The sequence below is a fragment of the Streptomyces sp. Q2 genome (genome assembly GCF_056820935.1).
Genome location: NZ_JBXEJE010000056.1, coordinates 21,721 through 47,152, shown reverse-complemented (window position 1 = coordinate 47,152; position 25,432 = coordinate 21,721). Strand labels below are relative to the sequence as shown.

General features: G+C 70.6%; 21 protein-coding genes, 2 tRNA genes and 1 pseudogene. 6 read left to right on the top strand and 18 right to left on the bottom strand.

Annotation, left to right across the window (positions count from 1 at the left end):
• Positions 1 to 14: 14 nt before the first annotated feature.
• The gene (locus ACWBNA_RS41800; RefSeq protein ID WP_482709815.1) at positions 15 to 767 is read right to left on the bottom strand and encodes a hypothetical protein; all 753 of its coding nucleotides are present in this window, start codon (positions 765 to 767) and stop codon (positions 15 to 17) included.
• Positions 768 to 903: 136 nt separating this feature from the next.
• Entirely contained in the window at positions 904 to 3,792 is a 2,889-nt protein-coding gene (leuS, locus tag ACWBNA_RS41795; protein ID WP_482709814.1) for a leucine--tRNA ligase, read from the bottom strand.
• A gap of 450 nt (positions 3,793 to 4,242) precedes the next feature.
• Here leuS and ACWBNA_RS41790 point away from each other — a divergent pair, with 450 nt between their 5' ends.
• Both ACWBNA_RS41790 and ACWBNA_RS41785 read left to right on the top strand, forming a co-directional pair.
• On the top strand, positions 4,243 to 5,532 hold the full coding sequence (locus tag ACWBNA_RS41790) for a ferric reductase-like transmembrane domain-containing protein (RefSeq protein WP_482709813.1): 1,290 nt from the start codon (positions 4,243 to 4,245) through the stop codon (positions 5,530 to 5,532).
• Positions 5,529 to 7,142: an NADH-ubiquinone oxidoreductase-F iron-sulfur binding region domain-containing protein gene (locus ACWBNA_RS41785; RefSeq protein WP_482709812.1), complete on the top strand. Its 1,614-nt coding sequence runs from the start codon at positions 5,529 to 5,531 to the stop codon at positions 7,140 to 7,142. The genes ACWBNA_RS41790 and ACWBNA_RS41785 overlap by 4 nt, the downstream gene beginning before the upstream one ends.
• Positions 7,143 to 7,258: 116 nt before the next feature.
• On the opposite strand, the gene ACWBNA_RS41780 is transcribed toward ACWBNA_RS41785, so the two are convergent.
• From ACWBNA_RS41780 to ACWBNA_RS41770, 3 genes are all read right to left on the bottom strand, one after another.
• A tRNA-Ala gene (locus ACWBNA_RS41780) sits at positions 7,259 to 7,331 on the bottom strand.
• Between the two features lie 194 nt (positions 7,332 to 7,525).
• Positions 7,526 to 7,759 (bottom strand): hypothetical protein, encoded by a 234-nt coding sequence (locus tag ACWBNA_RS41775; protein WP_007492859.1) that lies wholly within the window; start codon positions 7,757 to 7,759, stop codon positions 7,526 to 7,528.
• 246 nt (positions 7,760 to 8,005) lie between these two features.
• Positions 8,006 to 9,478 carry an MFS transporter gene (locus tag ACWBNA_RS41770; RefSeq protein WP_482709811.1) on the bottom strand — a complete coding sequence of 491 codons (1,473 nt, stop codon included), beginning with the start codon at positions 9,476 to 9,478 and terminating at the stop codon, positions 8,006 to 8,008.
• Between the two features lie 109 nt (positions 9,479 to 9,587).
• Here ACWBNA_RS41770 and ACWBNA_RS41765 point away from each other — a divergent pair, with 109 nt between their 5' ends.
• Positions 9,588 to 10,418, top strand: coding sequence for a helix-turn-helix transcriptional regulator (locus tag ACWBNA_RS41765; protein WP_482709823.1), 831 nt, complete (start codon positions 9,588 to 9,590; stop codon positions 10,416 to 10,418).
• A gap of 99 nt (positions 10,419 to 10,517) precedes the next feature.
• Here the strand turns inward: ACWBNA_RS41765 and ACWBNA_RS41760 are convergent.
• The 7 genes from ACWBNA_RS41760 to ACWBNA_RS41730 all read right to left on the bottom strand — a co-directional run bounded on the left by ACWBNA_RS41760 (position 10,518) and on the right by ACWBNA_RS41730 (position 14,918).
• Positions 10,518 to 10,590 (bottom strand) — tRNA-Ala (locus ACWBNA_RS41760).
• A gap of 92 nt (positions 10,591 to 10,682) precedes the next feature.
• Positions 10,683 to 11,351 (bottom strand): histidine phosphatase family protein, encoded by a 669-nt coding sequence (locus tag ACWBNA_RS41755; RefSeq protein ID WP_482709810.1) that lies wholly within the window; start codon positions 11,349 to 11,351, stop codon positions 10,683 to 10,685.
• On the bottom strand, positions 11,348 to 11,791 hold the full coding sequence (rsfS, locus tag ACWBNA_RS41750; RefSeq protein ID WP_217239929.1) for a ribosome silencing factor: 444 nt from the start codon (positions 11,789 to 11,791) through the stop codon (positions 11,348 to 11,350). The genes ACWBNA_RS41755 and rsfS overlap by 4 nt, the downstream gene beginning before the upstream one ends.
• A 106-nt stretch (positions 11,792 to 11,897) precedes the next feature.
• Positions 11,898 to 13,640 (bottom strand): LCP family protein, encoded by a 1,743-nt coding sequence (locus ACWBNA_RS41745; protein WP_482709809.1) that lies wholly within the window; start codon positions 13,638 to 13,640, stop codon positions 11,898 to 11,900.
• A gap of 16 nt (positions 13,641 to 13,656) precedes the next feature.
• Entirely contained in the window at positions 13,657 to 14,367 is a 711-nt protein-coding gene (gene nadD / locus ACWBNA_RS41740; protein ID WP_482709808.1) for a nicotinate-nucleotide adenylyltransferase, read from the bottom strand.
• Positions 14,368 to 14,446: 79 nt separating this feature from the next.
• Positions 14,447 to 14,611, bottom strand: coding sequence for a hypothetical protein (locus tag ACWBNA_RS41735; protein WP_031051387.1), 165 nt, complete (start codon positions 14,609 to 14,611; stop codon positions 14,447 to 14,449).
• Positions 14,612 to 14,720: 109 nt separating this feature from the next.
• Positions 14,721 to 14,918 carry a hypothetical protein gene (locus tag ACWBNA_RS41730; RefSeq protein ID WP_482709825.1) on the bottom strand — a complete coding sequence of 66 codons (198 nt, stop codon included), beginning with the start codon at positions 14,916 to 14,918 and terminating at the stop codon, positions 14,721 to 14,723.
• A gap of 80 nt (positions 14,919 to 14,998) precedes the next feature.
• On the opposite strand from ACWBNA_RS41730, the gene ACWBNA_RS41725 reads away from it, so the two are divergent.
• Positions 14,999 to 16,135, top strand: a complete 1,137-nt coding sequence (locus ACWBNA_RS41725; protein ID WP_482709807.1) for a M48 family metallopeptidase — start codon at positions 14,999 to 15,001, stop codon at positions 16,133 to 16,135.
• A gap of 96 nt (positions 16,136 to 16,231) precedes the next feature.
• Here ACWBNA_RS41725 and ACWBNA_RS41720 read toward each other — a convergent pair whose 3' ends face one another.
• From ACWBNA_RS41720 to proB, 6 genes and pseudogenes are all read right to left on the bottom strand, one after another.
• Positions 16,232 to 17,302: an SCO2583 family membrane protein gene (locus ACWBNA_RS41720; protein ID WP_482709806.1), complete on the bottom strand. Its 1,071-nt coding sequence runs from the start codon at positions 17,300 to 17,302 to the stop codon at positions 16,232 to 16,234.
• 100 nt (positions 17,303 to 17,402) lie between these two features.
• The gene (locus ACWBNA_RS41715; protein WP_482709805.1) at positions 17,403 to 17,978 is read right to left on the bottom strand and encodes an SCO2584 family spore wall biosynthesis protein; all 576 of its coding nucleotides are present in this window, start codon (positions 17,976 to 17,978) and stop codon (positions 17,403 to 17,405) included.
• A gap of 16 nt (positions 17,979 to 17,994) precedes the next feature.
• Positions 17,995 to 18,123, bottom strand: a pseudogene (locus ACWBNA_RS41710) (SCO2584 family spore wall biosynthesis protein); the annotation flags it as partial.
• Positions 18,124 to 18,268: 145 nt separating this feature from the next.
• Positions 18,269 to 19,555, bottom strand: coding sequence for a glutamate-5-semialdehyde dehydrogenase (locus ACWBNA_RS41705; RefSeq protein ID WP_482709804.1), 1,287 nt, complete (start codon positions 19,553 to 19,555; stop codon positions 18,269 to 18,271).
• A 61-nt stretch (positions 19,556 to 19,616) separates the two neighbouring features.
• Positions 19,617 to 20,078, bottom strand: coding sequence for a hypothetical protein (locus tag ACWBNA_RS41700; protein ID WP_482709822.1), 462 nt, complete (start codon positions 20,076 to 20,078; stop codon positions 19,617 to 19,619).
• 364 nt (positions 20,079 to 20,442) lie between these two features.
• Entirely contained in the window at positions 20,443 to 21,549 is a 1,107-nt protein-coding gene (gene proB / locus ACWBNA_RS41695) for a glutamate 5-kinase (RefSeq protein WP_482709803.1), read from the bottom strand.
• Positions 21,550 to 21,755: 206 nt separating this feature from the next.
• On the opposite strand from proB, the gene ACWBNA_RS41690 reads away from it, so the two are divergent.
• Both ACWBNA_RS41690 and ACWBNA_RS41685 read left to right on the top strand, forming a co-directional pair.
• Entirely contained in the window at positions 21,756 to 23,162 is a 1,407-nt protein-coding gene (locus ACWBNA_RS41690; RefSeq protein WP_482709802.1) for a polysaccharide pyruvyl transferase family protein, read from the top strand.
• 271 nt (positions 23,163 to 23,433) lie between these two features.
• Positions 23,434 to 25,422, top strand: a complete 1,989-nt coding sequence (locus ACWBNA_RS41685; RefSeq protein WP_482709821.1) for a hypothetical protein — start codon at positions 23,434 to 23,436, stop codon at positions 25,420 to 25,422.
• The last annotated feature ends 10 nt before the right edge of the window (positions 25,423 to 25,432 follow it).

The window sequence follows — 25,432 nt, the reverse complement described above, 5'->3', positions numbered from 1 at the left end:
TGCCCGTGTCCGGATCAAGTCGTGGTCTCGGGGCGGGTCTTCTTCTGCCAGGGGTACGTCGGGCACGCACTCGGCGGGGTGATGGCCGCCTGTGTGGGCTCCTCGGCGGTGCGTGCCTGAGGCGTCTGAGGCCAGGTCTGCTGGGGCGTACCGCCGGCGTCGGCAGCGGCCGGGGCCTCCGGCCACGGAGGCGGCGGTGTGGCGGAGCCGGGGCCGGGTTCCGCGGTCGTCCAGTGCCGCAGGGCGCCGGCTTCGACGTCGATCTGGGTGCTCAGCGAGTCCAGGTCGTCGTCGGCGAAGCGCCGGGCCCGGTCGCGGGCGGCCCAGCGCAGCGAGTCCGCCGACTGGGTGATCCGCTCGGTGCGCTCGCGCAGGGCGGGCATCCGCTCACCGAGCGTGGACTTGTCGGGCTCGGACTCCAGGCGCCTGAGCTCGGCGTCCAGTTCGTGTCCGTGCGCGCTGAGCCGCTCGAAGAGGCCGATGGACTCCTTGAGGGACTCGTCCTCGGCCACGCCCGCGTGCAGCGCGTCCTGGGTGGCGCGCATCGACGTGCGCAGCTTCAGGCGCAGTTGGGCGATCTCGCCCGACGGGCCGAGCTGGGCGAAGGACTTGGCGCGCAGTGTGTGGTCCTCGACCGTACGTCGGGCCTGGGTGATGGTGCGGTCCACTCCGCGCTTGGCGGCACCGACCACCTTCACCGTGGCGTAGGCACCGAGTGCCACAAAGAGCACGAAAAGCAGGGCCACCACTGCGATCACTGCTTCCACCAGCTCCTCCTCCGACCGTCGGCACGCTCCGCGCCGCTCTTCAACGGTAAACGCTACGGGCAGGTCCGGAGTTCCAGAAAAACCCCGAACCTGCCCGTAGGGGACTACCCCGAGCAGCGGCAGGACGCCGTCGTACCTATGCCGGAACGATGTTCACCAGCTTCGGCGCCCGCACGATCACCTTGCGGATGCCCGCGCCGTCCAGCGCCGCCACGACCTTCTCGTCGGCCAGCGCGACCTTCTCCAGCTCGTCGTCGGAGATGGACGGGGAGACCTCCAGCCGCGCCTTGACCTTGCCCTTGATCTGGACGACGCAGGTCACGCTCTCGTCCACGACGTACGCCGGGTCGGCGACCGGGAAGTCCTGGTGGACGACCGAGTCGGTGTGCCCCAGCCTGCGCCACAGTTCCTCGGCGATGTGCGGGGCCAGCGGCGCGACCAGCAGCACCAGCGGCTCGGCGACGGAGCGCGGCACCGCGCCGCCCGCCTTGGTCAGGTGGTTGTTCAGCTCGGTGACCTTGGCGATGGCGGTGTTGAACCGCAGGCCCTCCAGGTCCTGGCGCACCCCGTCGATCGCCTTGTGCAGGGCACGCAGCGTGTCGTCGTCGGGCTCGGTGTCGGACACCGACAGGGAGCCGGTCGTCTCGTCCACGACGTTGCGCCACAGCCGCTGCAGCAGCCGGAACTGGCCCACCACCGCGCGCGTGTCCCACGGCCGGGACACGTCCAGCGGACCCATCGCCATCTCGTACAGGCGCAGGGTGTCCGCGCCGTACTCCGCGCAGATCTCGTCCGGAGTGACCGCGTTCTTCAGGGACTTGCCCATCTTGCCCAGCAGTCGGGAGACCTTCTCGCCCTGGTAGTAGTACGCGCCGTCGCGCTCATCCACCTCGGCGGCGGGCACCGCGATGCCACGGCTGTCGCGGTAGACGTAGGCCTGGATCATGCCCTGGTTGAACAGCCGGTGGAACGGTTCAGCCGAGGAGATGTGCCCCAGGTCGTGCAAGACCTTGGACCAGAAACGCGCGTACAGCAGGTGCAGTACGGCGTGCTCGGCGCCGCCGACGTACAGGTCGACGCCGCCGTGCGGCTGGCCCTCGCGGGGGCCCATCCAGTACTGCTCGATCTCCGGGTCGACCAGCTTGCGGTCGTTGTGCGGGTCCAGGTAGCGCAGCTCGTACCAGCAGGAACCGGCCCAGTTGGGCATGGTGTTGGTCTCGCGGCGGTACGGACGGGGGCCGCGTCCGTCACCCAGGTCCAGGGTGACGTTGACCCAGTCCTCGTTGCGCGACAGGGGCGTCTCGGGCTCGGTGTCGGCGTCGTCCGCGTCGAAGGTGCGCGGCGAGTAGTCCTCGACCTCCGGCAGCTCCAGCGGCAGCATCGACTCGGGCAGGGAGTGGGCGATGCCGTCCTCGTCGTAGACGATCGGGAAGGGCTCGCCCCAGTAGCGCTGCCGACTGAACAGCCAGTCGCGCAGCCGGAAGTTGACGGTGCCCTCGCCGACACCCTTCGACTCCAGCCACTCGATGATGCGCGCCTTGGCGTCGGCGACGCCCAGGCCGTCCAGCGAGACCTCCTCGTTGGAGGAGTTGATGATCTTCGCGTCGTACGACGCGAAGGCGTCCTCCCACGTCGAGGTGTCGGTGCCGCGGCCGTCGGTCGGCTCGACGATGCAGTGGATCGGCAGCTCGAAGGCGCGCGCGAACTCGAAGTCGCGCTGGTCGCCCGCCGGGACGGCCATGATCGCGCCGGTGCCGTAGCCCATCAGCACGTAGTCGGCGATGAAGACCGGGACCTGCTCGCCGTTGACCGGGTTGGTCGCGTACGCGCCGATGAAGACACCGGTCTTGTCCTTGGCCTCGGCCTGCCGCTCGACGTCCGACTTGGCGGCGGCCTGCGCGCGGTAGGCGGCTACGGCCTCGGCCGGGGACGCGTGGCCACCGGTCCACACCTCGTGTGTGCCCTCGGGCCAGGCGGCGGGCGTGAACTTCTCGACCAGCGGGTGCTCGGGCGCCAGCACCATGTAGGTCGCGCCGAACAGGGTGTCCGGGCGCGTGGTGAAGACCGTGATGCGCTCGCCGTCGATCGGGAAGTCGACGCGGGCGCCCTCGGAGCGGCCGATCCAGTTGCGCTGCTGCAGCTTGATGGCCTCGGGCCAGTCCAGCGCGTCCAGGTCGTCGATGAGCCGGTCGGCATAAGCGGTGATCCGCATGTTCCACTGGCGCAGCTTGGCCTTGAAGACGGGGAAGTTGCCGCGCTCGGAGCGGCCGTCGGCGGTGACCTCCTCGTTGGCCAGCACGGTGCCCAGCCCGGGGCACCAGTTGACCGGTGCGTCGGAGGCGTACGCCAGGCGGAACCCGCTCAGGACGTCGGCGCGCTCGGTGTCGCTCAGCTCCTGCCACGCGCGCGTGTGCCCCGGTACGGCACGTTCACCGGTCTCGAACTGGGCGATCAGCTCGGCGATGGGGCGGGCCCGGCCGGCCTCGTCGTCGTACCAGGAGTTGAAGATCTGCAGGAAGATCCACTGGGTCCACTTGTAGTAGTCCGGGTCGATCGTGGCGAACGACCGGCGGTTGTCGTGGCCCAGGCCCAGCCGGCGCAGCTGGACCTTCATGTTCTCGATGTTGGCCTCGGTGGACACGCGCGGGTGGGTGCCGGTCTGCACGGCGTACTGCTCGGCGGGCAGGCCGAAGGCGTCGAAGCCCAGGGTGTGCAGGACGTTGTGGCCGGTCATCCGGTGGAAGCGGGCGAAGACGTCGGTGGCGATGTAGCCCAGGGGGTGGCCGACGTGCAGGCCCGCACCGGACGGGTACGGGAACATGTCCATGAGAAACTTCTTGGGCTTGGCCGCCAGCTCCGGGTCGCCGGCCAGGTCACCGCTCGGGTTCGGCGCCGCGTAGGTACCCTCGGCGTCCCAGAAGTCCTGCCAGCGTGCCTCGATGTCGGCCGCCATGGCGGCCGTGTAGCGGTGCGGCGCTGTTTCCGCCGACATGGCAGCGGTGGCAGCGGGGTTCGTCTCGCTCATGGTCCTCAAAGCTCCATCGATCGTCTCTGCCAGCGGCTGTGACATCCAAGAAACGAAAAATCCCCTCGCACAGGAGGGGACGCCGCGCCGATTCCGACCATCCGATTCGCCCGGTGGTCGGGACTGATCAGCGCGGCTCGCTAAGCAGAAGGCGTACGGCACGCATGGCGTTAGGGTACCGCAGCCGTTGAGCACGATGCGACGCGCTTACGTATGCCTCATTGGCACCGGTGCTGCCTCTCACGGATTCTGTCCAGGGCACCGGTGACACCCGACACCAGCCGAACCAACGTCAAAGGTTACTTCGCGTAACAGCCACTAAGGGACATCACAACGGCCACATTGTCGTTTGATAACAACGCAATAACTCAAACCTCGTACCCATCGGTATGGAGCCACTTAGAGTGCGGCAGCGGGACCGCTTTCCCGAAACTGCTCGGAGTTGCCCCCATGAACGCTCGTCGTAGTAACAGCTCGCTCCCCAAGCCGGGCCGGTCGGCCTATGGGGCTGCGTCGGCTGCCTTCCTGCTCCTCATACCCGTATTCGTGCTGGTCGGAGGTGACAGGGTCCGGGACTTCCTGAATTTCGGCGCGGGCGTCCTGTCCCTCGTCTCGCTCAGCTGCTCGGTGATCTGGGGACTGGTCGCCCAGGACCGGGTCTTCCTGAACACACGCCAACGGATCATCGGACAGGCGGTGCACCGGTCGACCGCGGTCGCCTCGATCGCGTTCCTGCTGTTGCACATCACCACCAAGATCGCGCTCGACCACACAAGTCTGATCTCGGCGCTGATCCCCTTCTCGCTCGGCGTCACCGGAAGCGCCGGCCTGATCGGACTCGGCTCCCTCGCCGGCCTGCTCATGATCTTCGTGGGCATCACCGGCGCCATGCGCAGCGCCTTCGCCTCCCCCGCACCGGTGGCGGCCCGCTGGCGTGCCATGCACATGCTGGCCTACCCGGCCTGGTGCGCGGCGCTCATCCACGGCCTCTACGCGGGCCGCACGGCGAAACCGATCTTCGTCATCCTGTACGGCCTCTCCCTGCTCGGCGTCACCGCGGCCCTCGCCCTGCGCGCGGCTCCGCGCCCGGTCAAGCGCAGGGTCGCCGACAAGATCGCCGCGGTCCTGGGGACCGGTGAGGACCGGCCGGGCCGCGAGGAGCTCGACGCGAGCCGGGCCCGGATGGCGGAGGGCGGCGCGCTGCCCGGCTACGAGAACCAGCGCGGGCCCCGCTCCCGGCCGAGCACGTCTGCCTCGTACGACACGCCCCCGGGCGCCCCCGCGTCACAGGAGCCCGCCAACGGCTTCGCGGCCGCCTACCGGGCCGTGTCGACGCCGCGCCAGCGGCAGCCCTACGCCGACCAGACCGCGCGCATGGACCTGCCGACGGACATGCAGCCCACGGAGGCGATCCCGCGCGTCGACAACGGCGGCAGCACGTCGGGCAGCTGGCCGATCCCGTCACCGCCGCCGGTCGGCGAGGCACCCCCGTCGGTCTACGACCCGCTCCAGGACACCGGATACAACATCCCCGCCTACGGAGGAAATCCGGGCGCGGGGCAGTACGGCACGAGTGACGTGTACGACACCGGTGAGTCGAACACCTTCTACGGCACGTACAACCCGAACGACACGTACAACAGCGGTCCCGCCACTGAAACACTGCCCGGTGCTTCGTACGACTTCGACGCACCGGGTTCGGGCGAACCTTGGAACACGCCTTCCGGAGGCTTTAAGTGAACGAGGCCCTGCCGGACGTCCCAGAAGTCCGCGTGGTCGGACTTCCCCAGCTCACGTCGGGCTTCGACCTTGTGGAAAGGCTCGATCTGCCCATGCACCTGAAGGTGCACGGGCCGCTCGAACCCATGGGTGGAGAGCAGTTGGCCAAGCTCTCGGAGGCCATCAACCTGAAGGGCCGCGGCGGCGCGGGCTTCCCCTTCCACAAGAAGCTGCGCTCGGTCGCCGAATCGGCGATCAAGCGCGGCGTACGGCCGGTCGTCGTCGTCAACGGCAGCGAGGACGAACCGGCCTGCCGCAAGGACACGGTGCTCATCAACCGTGCCCCGCACCTCATCCTGGACGGCGCTCTGCTGGTCGCGGAGGCGCTGGGTGCCCGCACGCTCGTGGTGGGGGTCACCCGTGAGTCCACGCAACGCTCCATGGAGGCCGCGCTCGCCGAACGCGGCCTCAGCAACGGCCGTCGGTCGGCGCTACGCGCGCGCGTGCAGCGCAATCCCGTCCGCATGGTCACCGGAGCGGCGGCGTCGCTGATCCGCTCCATCGACGGCGGCCCCGCGATCCCGCCCGGCCGCAAGGTCAGCGCCTCGCAGACCGGCGTGGGCGGAGCGCCCACCCTGCTGTCGAACGCGGAGACCTTCGCCCAGCTCGCTATCGCCGCCCGCATCGGCCCGGAGCGCTACGGCAACACGGGGCTGTACGACGAGCCGGGCACCGTCATGCTCACGGTCTCGGGCGCGGTCGCCCGCCCCATGGTCATCGAGGTCCCCACGGGCGTGCCGCTGCGGTACGTCCTCCAGCTCGCCGGCGCCCCGCCGGTCCCGCAGGGCGTGCTGACCGGCGGCTACCACGGCAAGTGGATCGACGCGGCGACGGTCAACGAGGCGATCGTCTCGCGCAACTCCCTGGACGCGGTGGGCGGTTCGCTCGGCGCCGGAGCCATCCTGCCGATCAGTCAGGAGACCTGTCCGCTGGGCGAGTCGCTGCGGGTGGCGCAGTGGCTGGCCGAGGAGAGCGCGGGACAGTGCGGTCCCTGCTATCTCGGCCTGCCGGCCGCCGCGCGCGGCATGGAGGACATCATCAACGGCGGTGGCCCGGCCGCTCTGGAGGCCCTCAAGCAGGTCGCCAAGAACGTGAAGCGGCGCGGGGCGTGTTCGCACCCCGACGGGTCCGCGATGTTCCTGGAGTCGACGATCAAGGCGTTCACGGACGACCTGGCCGCGCACGTCCTCGGGAACGGCTGCGGAAGGCCCGTGGAGGGCGTTCTGCCGCTCTTCGAGGGCGGCCAGACGCCCACGGGCATCCCCGGCGGCGGCGAGTCCGAGGAGAACGGTCCCAGCCGCCAGAAGATCTACGTCGACTGGACGCTGTGCCGGGGCCACGGGCTGTGCGCCGACATCCTCCCGGAGGTCTTCGAACTGGGCGCCGACGGCTTCCCGACCGTCGCGCAGGCCCAGGTGCCGCGTTACGCGGAGGCGAAGGCACTGCGCGCGGTGCGACGCTGCCCCGCGCTGGCGCTGCGCCTCGAGGAGGACACCCGCTCGCAGGGTGCGACCCGCAACAATCTCCCGGTCCTCTCCCAGGGCCGCGGCCGCCGCGCCCTGGGCCGCTGAACACCGCGGCGGGCTGCCCTCCGGGGCGGCCCGCCGTTCGACCGTCATCGGCGGACACACCCCGCACACACGTCGAAGGCGGGTCATCCTCACGGATGACCCGCCTTCGATTGCTGTGGAGCTAAGGAGAATTGAACTCCTGACCTCCTGCATGCCATGCAGGCGCTCTACCAACTGAGCTATAGCCCCTCGCCGGCCGTGCGGCTAAGCCGCATGTTGACCGCGTCGCCAGGTTTCCCTGGCGGCGACGCCAACTTTACCGGCCGACCGCGTGGAGCACCAAATCGTTTCCGTTCTGTCCGGATACGGGAGTTGATGTCGGCTCATCCGGTGTCGGACCATCCGGTGATGGCCCATCCGGTGATGGCCCATCCGGTGACGGCTCACGCGGTGACGAACGAATAGAACCGTTTGAGCGTGCAGTGCTCTTCGAGGAGCCGCCCGTAGATCGGCTCGCCCTCCAGTTCCCGGTACGTCTCGATCGGGTCGCCTTTTATGATCAGCGCCCGCGCGCACTCCTCGCACCAGTACTGGTACTCGGAGTTGACCGGCTCCATGTCACGGACGATCGGCGTACCGCTGCCGCACCAGTCGCACTTTCGCCTGTGTGCACCCATCGATCAGCTCCAGCTGTGGCCGCAGGCCGTGCACACGTAGGAAATCCCGCCGTTGTCCCCCAGGACCTGGGCTACATGGACGGAACCACAGGAAGGGCAGCTGAGGCGGGTGACCGTGTCCCGTGTCGATGCTGCTTCACGGAGGTGGCCGACCTCCGCGAGGATGCTCGCAGGCATCACTACTCCCTCCCGTCGGGCCGCGCCCCCTTCCGGCCGTTTGATTCTGCCACGGCCGGACCAATACGGTCAGCGACGCCTCAGTACCAGTCCGGACACGGCACCCACCGCGGCGGTCCCGGCCAGCGCGAACATGCACGCCAGAAGCGCTTCCGCAGAGGTATACGCCTGCGAGCCCCCAAGTGACTCAAGCCGGTTCAAGAACAGTGTGCCGAACACCGCGACACCGGTCAGCTGGCCGAGTTGGGTGACCGTGGCCAGCAGACCGCTGGCGTCCGCCGCGTTCTCGGGCGGCACCGTGGCCAGCGCCCGCGTGAGCGTCGGACTGAAGGCGAGCGCGAGTCCGACCCCCACGCCGGCGTAGGCGACGTACAGCGACGCACCACCCTCGTCGCCGCCCTTCAGAGCCAGGCCCACGCCCGCGACCGCCAGCGCCGTGATCACGAACCCGGCCGGGGTCAGGGCACGCTGCCAGGACGCGGGCCAGTGGCGCCAGGTCAGTCCGACCAGGCCGAAGACGACCGCGGTCGGCGCGAAGGTGAGTCCGGCCCGCAGCGCGCTGTAGCCGAGGCCGCCCTGGACGTGCAGGGTGAGCGCGAACAGGAAGCCGCCGTTGACGGCCATCACCGCCAGGATCCGGAAGACGGCGAGGCCCATGCCCGGATGACGCAGCACCCGGGGCGCGATCAGCGGGACACCGCCACGCCGGGCGAGCCGGGACTCGTACCACCAGAACAGAACGAACACGATCACGGACGTGGCCAGCGACAGCCAGGACCACAGCGGCCAGTCCTCTTCCTGCCCGAGCACCAGCGGCACCGTGAACAGCGACACCGCCGCGCCGAGCAGCACCAGGCCGGGCAGATCGAGGCCACGTGCCCGCCGCCGAACCGCGGCACCGTCCCCGGGCAGCAGTACGCGGCTGCCGACGGCCAGCAGGACAAGGCCCACCGGCACGTTGACCAGGAACACCGGCCGCCAGCCGGTGCCGAACAGGTCGGCGCCGACCAGGACTCCGCCGAGGACCTGCCCGGCGGCGGCGCCGACGGCGAGGACCGCCGAGTAGGCGCCGAGCGCCTTCATCCTGGCCTCGCCGGTGAAGTTGCGCTGGATCAGGCTGAGCACCTGCGGGATCATCACCGCCGAGCCGGCGCCCTGGACCAGCCGGAACACGATCAGTTCGGCGGGGCCCCGCGCCAGACCGCAGGCGAGCGAGGCCACCGTGAACAGGGCGAGCCCGGCCAGGTGGACCCGGCCGTGGCCGAACCGGTCGCCGAGCCGTGCCCCGGTGATCAGCAGCACGGAGTAGGTGATGGCGTACCCGGCGATCACCAGCTGCAGGTCCCCGCCGGACGCGTGGAGGTCGGTGGCGATGGTCGGGGCCGCGACGTTCACGATGAACACGTCGAGCAGGGCCATGAACTGGGCGGCGAGGACGAGCGCGAGCAGCGGCCGGGCCCGATTGTCAGTGGCGGGCGCTTTACTGATGGCAGGACTTGGAACGGGTGCGGGACCCGGCCCCGTCCGGGGCGTTGTCGTCATGCCGTCGAGCCTGGCGCAGCTCCGGTACGGGTGCCGAGTGCCCGCTGATGCTGGTACTGACAGCACCTGGCAGGGGGCAGGTCCGGCGTCGACGATGGGGGACGTGACGATGCGGACGACACAGCGCCGCCGGCCCGAGCTGGCCGCCTTCCTGCGCACGCGGCGGGCCCGGGTGACACCGGCGGACGTGGGCATGCCGCCGGGCTTCCGGCGCCGCACCCCGGGGCTGCGTCGCGAGGAGGTCGCCCAGCTCTCGGGCGTGGGCGTGACCTGGTACACGTGGCTGGAGCAGGGCCGGCCGATCAACGCCTCGGCACAGGTGCTGGACGCCGTGGCCCGCACGCTGCGGCTCGACCCGCCGGAGCGGGAGCACCTGTACCACCTCGCCGAAGTGCCGTACGCGCACGCTCCGGAGACCCTCGCGCAGACCGTGGGACCGGAGGTCCTGGGCATCATCGAGGCCCTCGAACCACGCCCGGCGGTGGTCTACAACTCGCGGTACGACATCCTGGCCGCCAACTCCGTCTACGGCGACCTGTTCCTCTCCGGGCCGATACCCGCCGAGCGTCCGCCCAACGCCTTGTGGGCGCTGTTCACGGTGCCGGAGGAGGACTGCCCCTTGGTGTTCCGGGACAAGGAGCTGCCGGTGATGGTGGCCACGCTGCGCGCCGCCTACGGGCTGCATGCCGGGGAACCGGTCTGGGAGGACTTCATACGCAGGCTGTCGGCCGCGAGCCCGCTGTTCGCGCGGCTGTGGGAGAGCGGCGACGTGGCGGAGCCCGGGCGGCGGGTGAAGACCTTCCGGCACGCGGAGACGGGTGAGCTGCGGATGACGTCGGTGTCGCTGTCGGTCAACGGGATGCCGGAAATCCGGATCGTCGTCTACACACCGGTCGACGAGGAGACGGCCCGGCGCACGGCCCTTTTGAGGAGGGCATAAAAGAAATCCCGCCCCAACGGGACGGGATCTTCACCAAGCGATCTTCGACAGGTCACGATCTTTGACAACTCAAGAGTGCGACGTGAGACTGCCGATCTGTGGAGCTAAGGAGAATTGAACTCCTGACCTCCTGCATGCCATGCAGGCGCTCTACCAACTGAGCTATAGCCCCTTGCGTTCTTCCCGCTCGGCGGGCGAACAAGAAGAACTTTAGCCTGCGACCTGCCGGAAAGTGAAATCCGGGTCGCGGGCCGGATGCGACGCTCAGTCGTCGTCGCCGAGCACCGGCTCCGGGAGGGTGCCGGCGTTGTGCTCGAGGAGGCGCCAGCCGCGGGCCCCCTCGCCGAGGACGGACCAGCAGCAGTTGGAGAGTCCGCCGAGGCTCTCCCAGTGGTGCGCCTCCAGGCCGAGGAGGCGTCCGATGGTCGTCCGGATCGTGCCGCCGTGGCTGACGACGACGAGCGTGCCGTCGTCGGGAAGCTTCTCGGCGTGCCGCAGCACCACGGGGGCGGCGCGGTCGGCGACCTCGGTCTCCAGTTCGCCGCCGCCGCGGCGCACGGGTTCGCCGCGCTTCCACGCCGCGTACTCCTCGCCGTGCCGGGCGATGATCTCCTCGTGCGTCAGCCCCTGCCAGACGCCCGCGTAGGTCTCCCGCAGCCCCTCGTCGTGGGTCACCTCCAGGCCGGTGAGCCCGGCGAGCTCGGCAGCCGTGTTGGCGGCCCGCTGAAGGTCGGAGGCGACGATCGCGTCGGGGTTCAAGGAAGCCAGCAGCCGGGCGGCACGCCGGGCCTGGGAGACGCCGGTCTCGGTGAGAGCGACGTCCGTGGTGCCCTGGAAGCGGCGCTCCACGTTCCATGCGGTCTGGCCGTGCCGCCAGAGAATGACACGGCGGCCGCGGCCCGGCTTGCGACCGGCTCCCGCGGGGGCGCTCACCGCGCGTCCCCGAACTCGGCGGCGTCCTCCTCGGCGCGCAGCTTGGCGTGCTCCTGGCCCTTGCCGCGGGTCGCCTTGGCGTCGGCGGGCAGGTCGAGCTCGGGGCAGTCCTTCCACAGCCGTTCCAGGGCGTAGAAGACACGCTCCTCGCTGTGCTGGACGTGGACGACGATGTCCACGTAGTCGAGCAGGACCCAGCGGGCCTCGCGGTCGCCCTCGCGGCGCACCGGCTTGACGCCGAGCTCCTTCGAGAGCCGCTCCTCGATCTCGTCGACGATCGACTTGACCTGGCGGTCGTTGGGGGCGGAGGCCAGCAGGAAGGCATCGGTGATCGACAGGACGTCGCTGACGTCGTAGGCGATGACGTCGTGCGCCAGCTTGTCGGCGGCCGCCTGAGCGGCGGTGGTGATGAGCTCGAGAGAGCGGTCAGTCGCGGTCACTACAAGGCTTTCGGTCGGCGGACACTTGACACCAAGGGTCTCACGGACCGCCCAGGCCGCCCCACGCGATCAGGGGATCACGTGGGGCGGGCCCCGGCCGGCTCGGTCAGGAGGAGGCCGGCTCGTAGTCCTGGCCGAGGACCACGGCCACGTTCGCGCTCCCCGAGACCTTGCCCTTGGTGACGGAGCCGGCGTCCAGGCCCAGGGTCTTGGCGACCTCGGTGGCGTTCTCCTTGTCGGCGGCGTCGGCGTAGACGACCTTGGAGGTGGCCCGGGCCGAGGAGGCCGTGCCGCCCTCCAGGAAGCTGAAGCCGCCGTTGAGGAGGACGACACGGGCCTTCTCGGTGTTGTCCTTGACGCCGGTGGCGTTCTGGACGGAGACGCTGACCGCGGCGTCCTTGTCGGGGCTCTTCGCGGTACCGCCGAGCACGTCCTTGACGACGCTGTCGCTCGCCTGTGCGCTCAGGGTGCCGTCGGTCCGCACGGGCAGCAGCGCGGTCTTGTAGTCGCCGCCCTTGGCCCGGTCGGCGAGCTTGGCGAGGAAGGTGCCGAGGTCCTTGTCGGTGAGCGACGGGTCGAGGATCTGCGCCAGCGTCTGCACGGTGGTCGTGGCGGCCGTGGGGTCCGAGGACAGTTTGCGCAGCACACCCTGCATGACCTGGCCGAACCGCTCCAGCTGTGCGTTCTGGGCCTCGCCGGAGGCCCGGTAGGTGGCGTAGGCGACGGCCGTCTTGCCGCTGAGCGTCTGGGCCTTCCCCTTCTTCACCAGGGGTGCCTGGCCCTTCTTGGCTTCCGGGTCGGGCACGTCGGCGTTGGTGTCGACCTCGATGTTGCCCACGAGGTCGACCAGGTTCTGCAAGTAGGGGGTGTCGAGGCGCCAGGTGCCCTCGATGTCGGTGCCGAGGACGCCGTCGAGGGAGTCCCGGGTACCGGAGGAGCCGTCGTCCTCGACCGACTTGGCGAGGGTGGTCGTGGTGCCGCCGTCGTCCGTGAGGACGAGGGAGTTGGGCAGCAGGACGGTGGTGCCCTGCTTGGTGGTGGTGTTGTCGACGAGCAGGGCCGTGGACGTGCCACCCTGCGCGGTGTTGTGCAGGTGGACGACGATCACGTCGCGGTTCTGGGCTCCGACGGCGGTGGCCGTGCCGGTCTTCGCGTCCGGGGACGAGGACACTCCGGGCAGCTTCCCGGCGTACCAGAGGTAGCCGACACCGCCGACCGCGACCAGCGCCAGGACCACCACGAGGGCGACGAGGCGGCTGCGGGCGCGGCGCTTGGCCCCCTCGCGGCGCTCGGTGCGGTTCTCGGTGAAGTTCAGCCAGTCGATGACGTCCTCGGAGTCGCCGTCGGGCTCCTCGACGAAGGCGAACTGCTCGGTGTGGAACTCCCGTTCACGCTCGGGCCGGTAATCCTCGTCGGCGCCGGAGCGGCGGCGTTGCCCGGGGGCGTCCGCTTCCACGGCCGGGCCGGCCTGCGGGGGGATGTAGGCCGTCTGCTCGGCGACGCGGGGCTGCTGCCCGCTGGTGGCGGTCTGGCCGTAGGGGTCGTACGACGGCGCCGGCCCGCCGCCCTGCTGGACACCGGTGCCGTAGGGGTCGTAGGGCGGCGGCACGGGTGCCTGCCTGCCGGTGTCGTACGGGTCGTACGCGGGGGCCTGCTGCTGCCCGCCCGAGGCGTACGGGTCGTAGCCGTAACCCTGCTGCGCGTACGGGTCGTACGGCTGCTGGGGGGCCTGCTGGTGTTGCTGCGGCGGGACCGGCCGGTACATCGGCCGGCCGTACTCGTCGTAGCCGACGAGTTCGTACTGGTCGTCGCGATTGCCGCCGTATCCCGCGTCGTATCGGTCGTTCACCGGTGCCCCTCTCGGCTCACTCGCCGCGGTACAGCTCGCGCTTGTCGATGTAACGCACGACTCCGTCCGGCACCAGGTACCAGACGGGGTCGCCCTTGGCGACTCTCGCCCGGCAGTCGGTGGAGGAGATGGCGAGGGCGGGGACCTCGACGAGCGAGACGCCGCCCTCCGGGAGACCGGAGTCGGACAGGACGTGGCCCGGCCGGGTGACCCCGATGAAGTGCGCGAGGGAGAACAGCTCTTCCGCGTCCCGCCAGGTCAGGATCTGGCCCAGGGCGTCGGCGCCGGTGATGAAGAAGAGGTCGGTGTCGGGGTTGAGCGCGCGCAGGTCGCGCAGGGTGTCCGCGGTGTAGGTGGCGCCGCCGCGGTCGATGTCGATGCGGCTGACCGAGAACTGGGGGTTCTCGGCGGTCGCGATGACCGTCATCAGGTAGCGGTCCTCGGCCGGGGAGACCTTGCGGTGGCTCTTCTGCCACGGCTGGCCGGTCGGGACGAACACCACCTCGTCCAGGTGGAACTGCGCGGCGACCTCGCTGGCCGCCACCAGGTGCCCGTGGTGGATCGGGTCGAAGGTTCCGCCCATGACGCCGAGACGGCGTTTGCCGGAGCCCGACGGTCCGTTGCCGAGGGCGCTCGACGGACGGTTGTCGGCACCGTTCACCGGGCGGTCTTCCGTGCCGTTCGGCGTGTCGTTCGCCGGACCGGTAGGCATGTCCTGCTCTCCCATGCGTGCAGACCCTACCGGCCCGGCCTGAGGGCGCCGGTCGGAGGATGCCCGAAGTGCCCGGCTATGGGCACCGGGGGCCTCAGCGGTCGCGGTTGAAACGGGTGGTGATCCACAGCAGAAGCAGCAGGATGAGGAAGGCGGCGCCGCCGGTCACCAGCGGGTCGAGGCTCTCGTGGTTGCCACCGTGCTCCTCTCCCTCGGCGGCGAGGGTGACCAACTGGGCAGCGGTGCTGTGGAAGCTCATCTTCGGCAGGACCTATCCGGTGTGGGCGGGATAAAGACGTCGGCTCATCGTAAGCGGGCGGTCCGACGCCGATCACGCCGACTCCGGCATTGGGAACCTTCGCCCCGGCTCAGTCGTCTTTCCGCTTGTATCCCCGCAGCAGGAACCACGCGGTCAGCACACAGCCCAGCACCATCACGATCAGTACGACCCGGAGCAGATTCCCGGCCCCTTGCTGCTCGGCGGCGCGCGCGGCCTCGGCGAGCCAGGCGGCCCGGGGGTTGTGCTCCATGGCGCGGAACTCCTTCTCGCTGTAGTGCCCGTCCACGGTAACTCCGCCTAGGCTGGGCTCCGCTTCGGGGGCGCAAAGGACCGCACAAGGGTCCGCAAAGGGCCACTCACACGCACATGGGGGAAGACATGTCCGACGGCCACCAGCACACCGGGCACGAGAACGTGCCGAGCAGGCAGCGCAGGCGCTTCCCGGGGATCTCCTCGCGGGCGTACGAGCACCCGGCCGACCGCTCCGCCCTGGTGGCACTGCGCAAGCTGAGCGGCTTCGACACGGTCTTCAAGGCGCTCAGCGGTCTGCTGCCCGAGCGCAGCCTCAGGCTGCTGTTCCTCTCGGACTCGGTGCGTGTCTCCGACCAGCAGTTCGCGCACCTCAACGACATGCTGCGGGACGCCTGTTACATCCTGGACCTGGAGAAGGTCCCGCCGATGTACGTCAGCCAGAACCCGCAGCCCAACGCGATGTGCATCGGCCTGGACGAGCCGATCATCGTCGTCACCACGGGCCTGGTCGAACTGCTCGACGAGGAGGAGATGCGGGCGGTGATCGGGCACGAGGTGGGCCACGCCCTGTCCGGCCACTCGGTCTACCGCACCATCCTGCTGTTCCTGACCAGTCTCGCCCTCAAGGTGGCCTGGATCCCGCTCGGCAACCTGGCGATCATGGCGATCGTGACCGCGCTGCGCGAGTGGTTCCGCAAGTCGGAGCTGTCCGCCGACCGCGCGGGCCTCCTGGTCGGGCAGGACCTCACGGCCTCGATGCGCGGCCTGATGAAGCTCGCCGGCGGGAACCACCTGCACGAGATGAACGTGGACTCGTTCCTGAAGCAGGCCGAGGAGTACGAGGCCGGCGGCGACCTGCGCGACTCCGTGCTGAAGATCCTGAACGTGCTGCCGCGCTCCCACCCCTTCACCACCATCCGGGCCGCCGAGCTGAAGAAGTGGTCCGAGTCCCGGGACTACCAGCGGATCATGGACGGCCACTACCCGCGGCGCAGCGAGGACAAGGACACCTCGGTCACGGACTCGTTCCGCGAGTCGGCGGCGAGCTACGCCAGCAACGTCAAGACCTCCAAGGACCCGCTGATGAAGCTGGTCAGCGACCTCGCCGGCGGGGCCGGAGACCTGGGCGGAAGGGTGCGGCGCGGCTTCGGCGGCTTCGCGAGTCCGGCACCGCAGGACCAGCCGCCGACGGACAGGCCGGGCCCGGCGAACGGGAGCGGGACGGACACGCCCCCCAGGGACGACGACTGACCGCGGGTTCACCGCGGCCGACGGGACCGAACCACCGGGAAGGCCACCACAGGGCCCTCCGGCTGCTCACCCCCGTCAGCGCTCACCCCCGGCCGCTCACACCTTCGGCTGCGCGTTCGTCGCCAGCGACCCGCACAGCGCCGTCGCGCCGCCCGTCGCGTAGGGGTCCGTGCCGGCCGGGCCGCCTTCCTTGGCGGTCTGGCCCGCGAGCAGCGGGCGCAGGTGGTCGGTGGAGTCCTCGGCGCAGGACAAGGGCCCGGCCTGGACGTAGGAGACGACGAGCTGGGCCGTGTGCAGGCGCAGGTCGTCGGTGTCGAAGCGGAAGTGCAGCTCGCGGCGGACGGTGAACAAGGACGCCTGGGCCTTGTCGCCGGAGCCGGTGGGCCGTAGCGCGTACACGAAGGTGTGGTCGGCGGTGACCTCGAGCGTGGACGAGTCGGTCTCGGCGGCCTGGAGCGTGCCCTGGACCCGGATCCTGGCGTCGGCCAGCTCGGCGGCGGACGGGTCGAAGCGCACCAGCCATCCGGTGGGAGCGTGCCGTCCGTCGGCGGCCGGGCGGTCGAAACCCTCGTCGAACTGGTCGAGTTGGTCGGCGTCGAGCAGGACACGCACGGGACGGACCTGCTCTCCGGTGAGGACCTCCGGGTAGAGCGAGGAGCGGACGATGTAGTCCTTGGCGGTGGTCAGCGCGGCGACCACCTGGCTGTCCGAGAAGTGCGCGGTGCGCCGGGAGGCGGGCAGCGGTATCCCCTCGGCACCGATGCGGTACTGGGCGGCGGGGCTGTGCGCGTACAGGTGCTCGGGGTCGGCGTGGCCGGGCACCTTGCCCTCGGGGGCGAGCGGGATGACGGTCATCCGCAGGGGCTCGACGGGCTGCCGGGCGGCGGGCGCCTGGTAGGGGTGCCGTACACCCATGTAGACGGCGGTGCCGAAGGCGACGGCGATCAGCATGACCAGGATCAGCGCCTGCCGGGACAGGCCGCGGCGCAGCGGGGGGCGGCGGCGGACGGCGGGCGCGTGGTCGGCGATGCGCTCCTGCGCGGAGAACTCCTGGAGGCGGGCAGCGCGGACGAACGACTCGTCGAAGACGACGGATCGGTACTCGTCCTCTCCACCTCCGGGGCCGCCCTCGGGTGTCCCCTCAGGTGGGTTTCCAGGCCCGCCCATACCTTCAGGGTAGGTCGCCGGGCGCTCGGGTAAACGCCCCGCTGCGCGACAACTTCTGACAGGTCCTCACCAGAACCGGCCCCGGGCTCCGGCCCGCCGTTCAGGGCGTGCGCGGGATTGCGGAGACGGCCGGCTGGGAGTAGTCGGCGGAGGCGGAGGGCGCCGCCGCGGTGCCCTGTTCCAGGCCGGTCGAGGCGGGCGGCGGAACCTGGTCACCGCCGGAGGAGGCGCTGCGGTAGACCGCCGCGAAGGCCAGCGCGACCATGCCGATCCCCATCACGAGGGCGAGCATCCAGGCGACGGGACGGTGCCAGCGGGCCGGTTTGCCGTAGGCCCCGGGGGCGCCGTAGCGGCCTTCGAGGACGTCGGCGTCGTCCAGGTCGTCGAGTTCCGGATCATGGCCGAATCCGGCGGAACCGTCGGGGCCGTACCCGTCATCGTAGTGCTCGCCCCTGCCGAGTGCCGCTCGGCGGGCCTCGGCCTCGGAGGCCTCCGCTCTCGCCTGTGCGGCGGCAAGGAGGCGTTCGACGGCGGTCGGCTCGTGCACCACGGCCGCCTGCACGAAGGCCTCGTCGAAGACCACGGAGGCGAACTCTTCGTCCGACACCCCGCGGTCGTGGTCGTCGTCGGGCTCCCAGCCGTCAGGGAACGGCGTGCCCCCCACGTCCTCCGGCACGGACCCAGAGTAGACCGAGGNCCGCCTGCACGAAGGCCTCGTCGAAGACCACGGAGGCGAACTCTTCGTCCGACACCCCGCGGTCGTGGTCGTCGTCGGGCTCCCAGCCGTCAGGGAACGGCGTGCCCCCCACGTCCTCCGGCACGGACCCAGAGTAGACCGAGGGGGTCAATTTGGGCAGACGGTATGGAAATTCATCCGGTCGTTCAGACATCTCTTCTGCGGCACGGACGGGCGCCCGAGGTGTGTGCCGGGCGCCCGCGCCGTGTCGGGCGCCTGGGCCGGGCGCCTCAGCGCCGTACGTGCCCGTCGCCGGTGACGATGTACTTGGTGCTGGTCAGCTCGGGCAGACCCATCGGGCCGCGGGCGTGCAGCTTCTGCGTGGAGATGCCGATCTCCGCGCCGAAACCGAACTGGCCGCCGTCGGTGAACCGGGTGGAGGCGTTGACCGCGACGGTGGTGGAGTCGACCAGCTGGGTGAAGCGGCGGGCGGCCTGCTGGGAGGTCGTGACGATGGCCTCGGTGTGGCCGGACGTCCACAGGCGGATGTGCTCGACGGCCCGGTCCAGGGAGTCGACGACGGCCGCGGCGATGTCGTGGGAGAGGTACTCGGTCTCCCAGTCCTCCGGCGTCGCCTCGACGACGGTGGCCTTGGAGTCCTTGGCATATGCCAGCACCCGCTCGTCGGCGTGCACGGTCACTCCGGCCTCCGCGAGGGCGTCCAGGGCCCGCGGCAGGAACCGTGCGGCGATGTCCTGGTGGACGAGAAGCGTCTCGGCGGCGTTGCAGACGCTGACGCGGTGCGCCTTGGAGTTGATCAGGATGTCGATCGCCATGTCGAGGTCGGCGTTCGCGTCGACGTAGACATGGCAGTTGCCGGTGCCGGTCTCGATGACCGGGACGATCGACTCGGTGACGACGGTCTGGATGAGGGAGGCGCCGCCACGCGGGATGAGCACGTCGACCAGGCCGCGGGCCCGCATCAGCTCGCGCACGCTGTCGCGGCTCTCGCCGGGCACCAGTTGCACGGCGTCGGCGGGCAGCCCGGCCCCGCCCACGGCGTCGCGCAGCACCCGCACGAGCGCGCTGTTCGACTCGTACGCGGAGCCCGATCCGCGCAGCAGTACCGCGTTGCCGGACTTCAGGCAGAGGGCGGCGGCGTCGACCGTGACGTTCGGGCGGGCCTCGTAGATGATCCCGACGACGCCGAGCGGGACGCGGACCTGCCGCAGGTCGATGCCGTTGGGCAGGGTGGAGCCGCGGACGACCTCGCCGATCGGGTCGGGCAGCGCCACGACGTCCCGCACGTCGGAGGCGATGGCCCGCACGCGCTCCGGCGTCAGCGTCAGCCGGTCGATGATGGCCTCGCTGGTGCCGGCCTCGCGGGCCGTGGCGATGTCCTTGGCGTTGGCCTCGACGATCTCGCTCGTACGGACCTCCAGCGCGTCCGCGATGGCGAGCAGCGCGTCGTCCTTGTCGGCCCGCGGCAGCGGCGCGAGGTCGGCGGCGGCGGCCTTGGCGCGGTAGGCGGCCTGGGTGACCGGGGACATCGAGTCGTACGGAGAAAGCGTGGTCATGAGGGAAGCGTAGTGCGCCGGGCGGGCACGTCCACCGGGCATTCCACACCGCGAGACACGGTCAAAAGGGATGAACCCCCACCGGTGTCGCCGGGGCCGGTCCGAACCCCTCGGCGAGGCGCAGGTGGTAGGTCTCGCGATCGATGACCTCCAGGCCGACGATCTCCCAGGGCGGGAGCTTGGCGGTCTGGCGGTGCTCGCCCCACAGGCGCAGGGCGACGGCGGCCGCGTCGTGCAGGTCGCGGGCCTCTTCCCAGTAGCGGATCTCCGCATGGTCGTTGGCATACCGGCTGGTCAGCAGGAAGGGATGGTCGTGGGCCAGCTGTTCGAGGCCGCGCCGGACCTCCTTCAGCGGGGCCTCCTTGCCGGAGACGCTGAGGGTGACGTGCCACAGACGTGGCAGGTCCTCCGGCTCCTCGTACCGGTCGCCCGCCGCGACGCTGGTCAGGGCACGCTCCTCGCCGACAGCGCGCGAGGAGGCACCGCCGGTATCCCCGCGGGCCGCCGACGCCCCAGGGCGCACTCGTCTCACGACGGCCTCCTTTACCCCATGGCCGAGCAGTGCTCGCGCTCGTGGTCCTGCGGAACGTGTCCCTGAAGACAAAGTTGAGCAGGCCGGGGGCGTCCGCGTGGCGGTTTTGCGGAACGTCCACCTGAGGGCGACGCCATTGTCAGGGCGTTCACCCCGTTTTCGGGTACGGCGACGCCGTTTTCGGATGCGACGCCCAAGTTTTCGGATGCGACGCCCGTGTTTCCGGGTGCGACGACCCCTCCATGGGGCGTGGCTACGCCTCCCGCCGCCGCGCGGTCTCGCCCCGGAGTGCGAGGACCTCGTGAGGGGAGTGCCGGCCCCGCCGTGGGGTGCGGCAGCCCGATGCGAGCGGTGTTCAGGGGTGCAGGATCACCAGGTCGTCCCGGTGCACGACCTCGCGCTCGTACGCCGGGCCCAGCTCACGGGCGAGTTCCCGGGTGGAGCGGCCGATCAGCCGGGGAATCTCCTTGGCGTCGAAGTTGACGAGTCCGCGGGCCACGGCGTGCCCCTCGCCGTCCCGCAGTTCCACCGGGTCGCCCGCGGTGAACTCGCCCTCGACGGAGGCGATCCCGGCCGGCAGCAGGGACTTGCGGCGGTCCACGACGGCCCGTACCGCCCCGTCGTCCAGGGTCAGGGAACCCTGCGGGGTGGACGCGTGCTGGAGCCACAGCATCCGGTCGGCGGAGCGCTTGTCGGCGGGGTGGAAGTAGGTGCCGGTGTCGCCGCCGGACAGCGCGTCGGCGGCGTGGATCGTGCTGGTCAGCACGACGGGGATGCCGGCGGCGGCCGCGATCCGGGCCGCCTCGACCTTGGTGACCATGCCGCCGGTGCCGACGCCCGCCTTGCCGGCGCTGCCGATGTCCACTCCGGAGAGGTCGGCGGGCCGGCGCACCTCCGCTATCCGCGAGGTGCCCGGCTTGCTGGGGTCGCCGTCGTACACGCCGTCGATGTCGGACAGCAGCACCAGTAGGTCGGCGTGGACGAGGTGGGCGACGAGCGCGGCGAGCCGGTCGTTGTCCCCGAAGCGGATCTCGTCGGTGGCCACGGTGTCGTTCTCGTTGACGATCGGGAACGCGCCCATGGCGATCAGCTTGTCGAGGGTGCGGGAGGCGTTGCGGTGGTGGGCGCGCCGGCTCATGTCGTCGGAGGTCAGCAGCACCTGGCCGACGCGCACGCCGTAGCGGGCGAAGGAGGCGGTGTAGCGGGCGACCAGCAGCCCCTGGCCGACGCTGGCGGCGGCCTGCTGGCGGGCCAGGTCCTTGGGCCGGCGGCGCAGCCCCAGCGGGGCGAGACCCGCGGCGATGGCGCCGGAGGAGACGAGGACGATCTCCTTCTCCCCGCCGCTGCGGCTCTTGGCGAGGACGTCGACGAGCGCGTCCACCCGGTCGGCGTCCAGGCCGCCCGAGGCGGTGGTCAGCGACGAGGAACCCACCTTGACGACGATCCTGCGGGCCTCGCTCACAGCCTGCCTTGCCCCTGCCACCTTGCGTTCCGTCCCCTCGCACCTCGGCTCCTGCGCAATCTACGCGAACGGGGCCGGGCGGCGCGCGTCGGTCCAGCCCCCGGACATGCGGCAACGTCACTCTTTGCTCACGCTTCGCATACGGCAAAAAGGTTGTGCTGGTTGCTTCTAGAAATGAAAGTCTTGCAAAACTTAAATTGAACTCTGTGTCGCACTCTGTTCGCCGCTCGAAGCGGATACTCCTCAGGTCGGGCAAAAGCCCCTACGACGTCGTCCCCCTCGAGGAAGCCCTTGACCAGGACGTCATCGCCACCAACTCCGGCAATCTGATCTTCAGTGACGCCACCCACAAGATCCTCGAAGTACCGGGGACCGAGGTGGTCTCCAACGGGATCAGGACCGAGGTGGCCGCGGCGGGCCGGATCAACGAGGAGTACGACGCCTTCGTCGTCCCGCTGGCGAACGCGTTCCGGCCGTCGTTCGAGACGCAGCTGAAGCGGCTGACCCGGCTGATCGGCAAGCTGCGGATCCCGGTCGTGGTGGTCGGCGTCGGCGCTCAGTCCGGGCTCGACTACAACCCGGCACGGCTGAAGGCCATGGAGCCGTCGGTGCGCGAGTTCGTCTCCGCGGTGCTCGACCGCAGCGCCTCGATCGGGGTCCGGGGCGAGTTCACCGAGAAGTACCTGTCGGACATGGGATTCCGGGACGTCGAGGTGATCGGCTGCCCGTCACTGTTCCTGTACGGCAAGGAACTCACCGTGGAGAAGCGGGTGCCGGCGCTGACCGCCGACTCCCGCATCGCGGTCAACGGTTCGCACAGCGCGGTGCAGAAGCAGGGCCTGGACCGGATCATCCGCCGTACCCACGAGCGCTATCCGCACCTGCGCTTCATCGGCCAGAACATCAGCGACGCACGGCAGTTGCACTGGCGGGACCTGTCCGACGCGAACGGCCGGGTGACGTCGATGCCGACGCACCCCGACCACCCGATGTACCAGGAGGGCAAGGCCCGGGTCTACGTCGACCCCGTCACCTGGATCGACGACCTGCGCGGCTTCGACTTCTCCTTCGGCTCCCGCATCCACGGCAACATCGCCGCGCTGCTGGCGGGCACGCCCGCGACCGTGCTGTGCGGTGACTCGCGGACGCTGGAGCTGTGCCGCTACTTCGGGATCCCGCACCGCCCCATCAACAAACTGCCCGCCGACCTGGACCCGGCGCAGCTGTACGAGGAGGCCGACTTCACCTCTCTGGTCAGCGGCCACCACGAGCGCTTCGAGCGCTTCACCGAGTTCCTCGACCGCAACGGCCTGCAGAACACCTTCACGCACGGCGACGGCGGCACCGCCTTCGACGACCGCATGCGCTCGCTGTCCTTCCCGGCCGGCATCCGCCCCTGGAACGACACCGACCTCGCCTCGCTCACCACGCGCTTCGGCTGGCTGCACAGCCGTATCGGCGAACTCGCCAAGGACAACGACACGTTGAAGCGGGAGCTGGCGCGAACCAGGCCGGGGGCGGCGGCGACCGGAGCGTCGACGTCGGTGTACCGGCGGGCCCGGCGGATGGTGGGCGGGCCGATCCGGAAGGTGATCGGGTCGGGGCGGGGGTAACGCGCCCCGCGTCACTCCAGGGGCTGTCGGACACGTGCGTGTCGTCCGGTGGTCGGCGGGCGTTAACCCGGGCGCACGACGTCCTGCGCCGAACCTTGGAGTGACCGCAGTGTCCGAACCCCTCCCCCGCCGCCGCACGGCGAGACTCCGGCTTCGCCGGGCGACGCCGGAACGCCCCCGTCGGCGGCTCGCCGGACTGTTCCGCGCCCGGTTGACCACCCCGACCGGGCTCCTCCTCCGCCGGCACGCGCCCCGCGCGCTGCTCACCGCCCTGTTCGCGGCCGCCTTCACCGTCCAGGCCGTCGGGGCGCTCCTGCCCCACCTGCCGCTGCTGCTCGTCGCGACCGTCGCCTCGGTGGCCGCGGAGGGCGTGCTGCACCGGTGGCAGCGCGGCATGGTGACGGTGCTCGCCAAGTCGCACGCCGACCTCACCGTGCGGCACGTCCTGCGCGACCTGCTGCTGGTCTTCGGTCTGCTGCGGCTGGGCGAGCAGCACCGGGAGACGGTCTACGCCCCGCTCGTCGCCGGCCTGCTCGCCTTCTACGCGCTGCACTGCGCGATCCAGGCGCTCTCCGTCCTGGTCCGCCGCACCCGCACCCTGCCGGTGGTCACCCGCAACATCGACGCCTCCGCGCTGCGCCTGTCCTCGGCCCCGCCCGTCCTGCTGCGCCGCCCCGGCCACCGCCTGCTGGTCTTCGGTCTGCCGTCCACGGCCGGCCTGCTGGCCACGGTGGCCACCGACGACCTGCGCTGCGCGGCCCTGGGGATCGCCCTGTCCCTCGGGCTCGCGGTGATGGGCCTGTTCGACCTTCTGGTACGGCTGCTGCCGAGCCGCCGTCCGGTGGGCGAGCAGGAGGTGGTCGACTGGTTCGACGCATGGCTGGCCGAGTACAAGCCGACCATCGGCCTCTACTTCTCCGGCGGCGCGTCCTCGGCGTACCAGGCGAACATGTGGCTGGAGCCGCTCGCGCAGCTGGAGGGCCGCCCGCTGATCGTGCTGCGGGAACGCTTCATGGTGCAGAAGATCGCCGCGACCGACGTGCCGATCGTCTGCCTGCCGAAGGTGTCCACGCTGATGCGCCTGGAGCAGTCCACGCTCCAGGTCCTCGTGCATCCCTCCAACTCCGGCAAGACCTCCCAGGTCCTGCGCATCCCCACCCTCAAGCACACCTTCGTCAACCACGGCGAGAGCGACAAGCTGTCCTCCTGCAACCCGTACGCGAAGGCGTACGACGAGGTGTGGGTGGCCGGTCCGGCGGCGCGCGAGCGCTACGCGCTGGCCGAGGTCGGCGTCGAGGACAAGGACGTGGTGGAGATCGGCCGCCCGCAGCTGGACGCCGTACGGCCCTACGCGGGGCCGCCGACGGGGACTTACACCACCGTCCTGTACGCGCCCACCTGGGAGGGCTGGGACGGCAACCCCGGCAACACGTCGGTGGTCGAGGCCGGCGAGAACCTCGTACGGGCGCTGCTGGCGGACCCGGGCGTACGGCTGCTGTACAAGCCGCACCCGCTGACGGGTTCCGTGGACCCGCGTGCCGGGGAGGCGGACCTGCGCATCCGTGAGCTGGTCCGGGCGGCGAACCGGGAGCGCACCGGGGCCCGGCCGGTCGACGACGGCGAACTGGGCCGTCGCACCAAGGAGTTGGACACCCTCATCTCGATCGACTGCCGGTCCGCCGCCGACCAGGTCGAGCGGATGCTGCTGCAGTCCACGCCCGAGCCCGGGCGGGCCGAGGCGGTGGCACGGGCGACGGAGGCCTGGGAGGAGGCGTACTGGGCCTCGCTGCCGGAGTGGGAGCACCAGGTCGTGACGGACGTCCGGCCCGCGCTGTACTCCTGCTTCAACCGTGCCGATCTGCTGATCAGTGACGTGTCGAGCGTGGTCAGCGACTTCCTGGCGAGCGGAAAACCGTACGCGGTGGCCAACACCAGCGGGCTGCCCAGGGAGACGTTCCGCGAGACCTTCCCGACGGTACGGGCGGCGACCGTGCTGGCACCGGACGCGGGCGGGGTGCCCGAGTTGCTGGAGGCCGTACGGCACCCGGAGAAGGACGAACTGGCCGAGGCCCGCGCCGAGTTGAAGCGGCATCTGCTGGGGCCGGACGAGCCGGCCTCACAGGTGCGCTTCAACAAGGCCGCACGGGAACTGTGCGCGGCGGCGCGGCGGCACCAGGTGCGGATGGCGGACCGGCCGGCGTCGGAAATCCCGAGGCCGCGTCACGAGAGCGTGGCCGAGCCCGCCGCACCGTCCGCGTGAACTCCCCGGG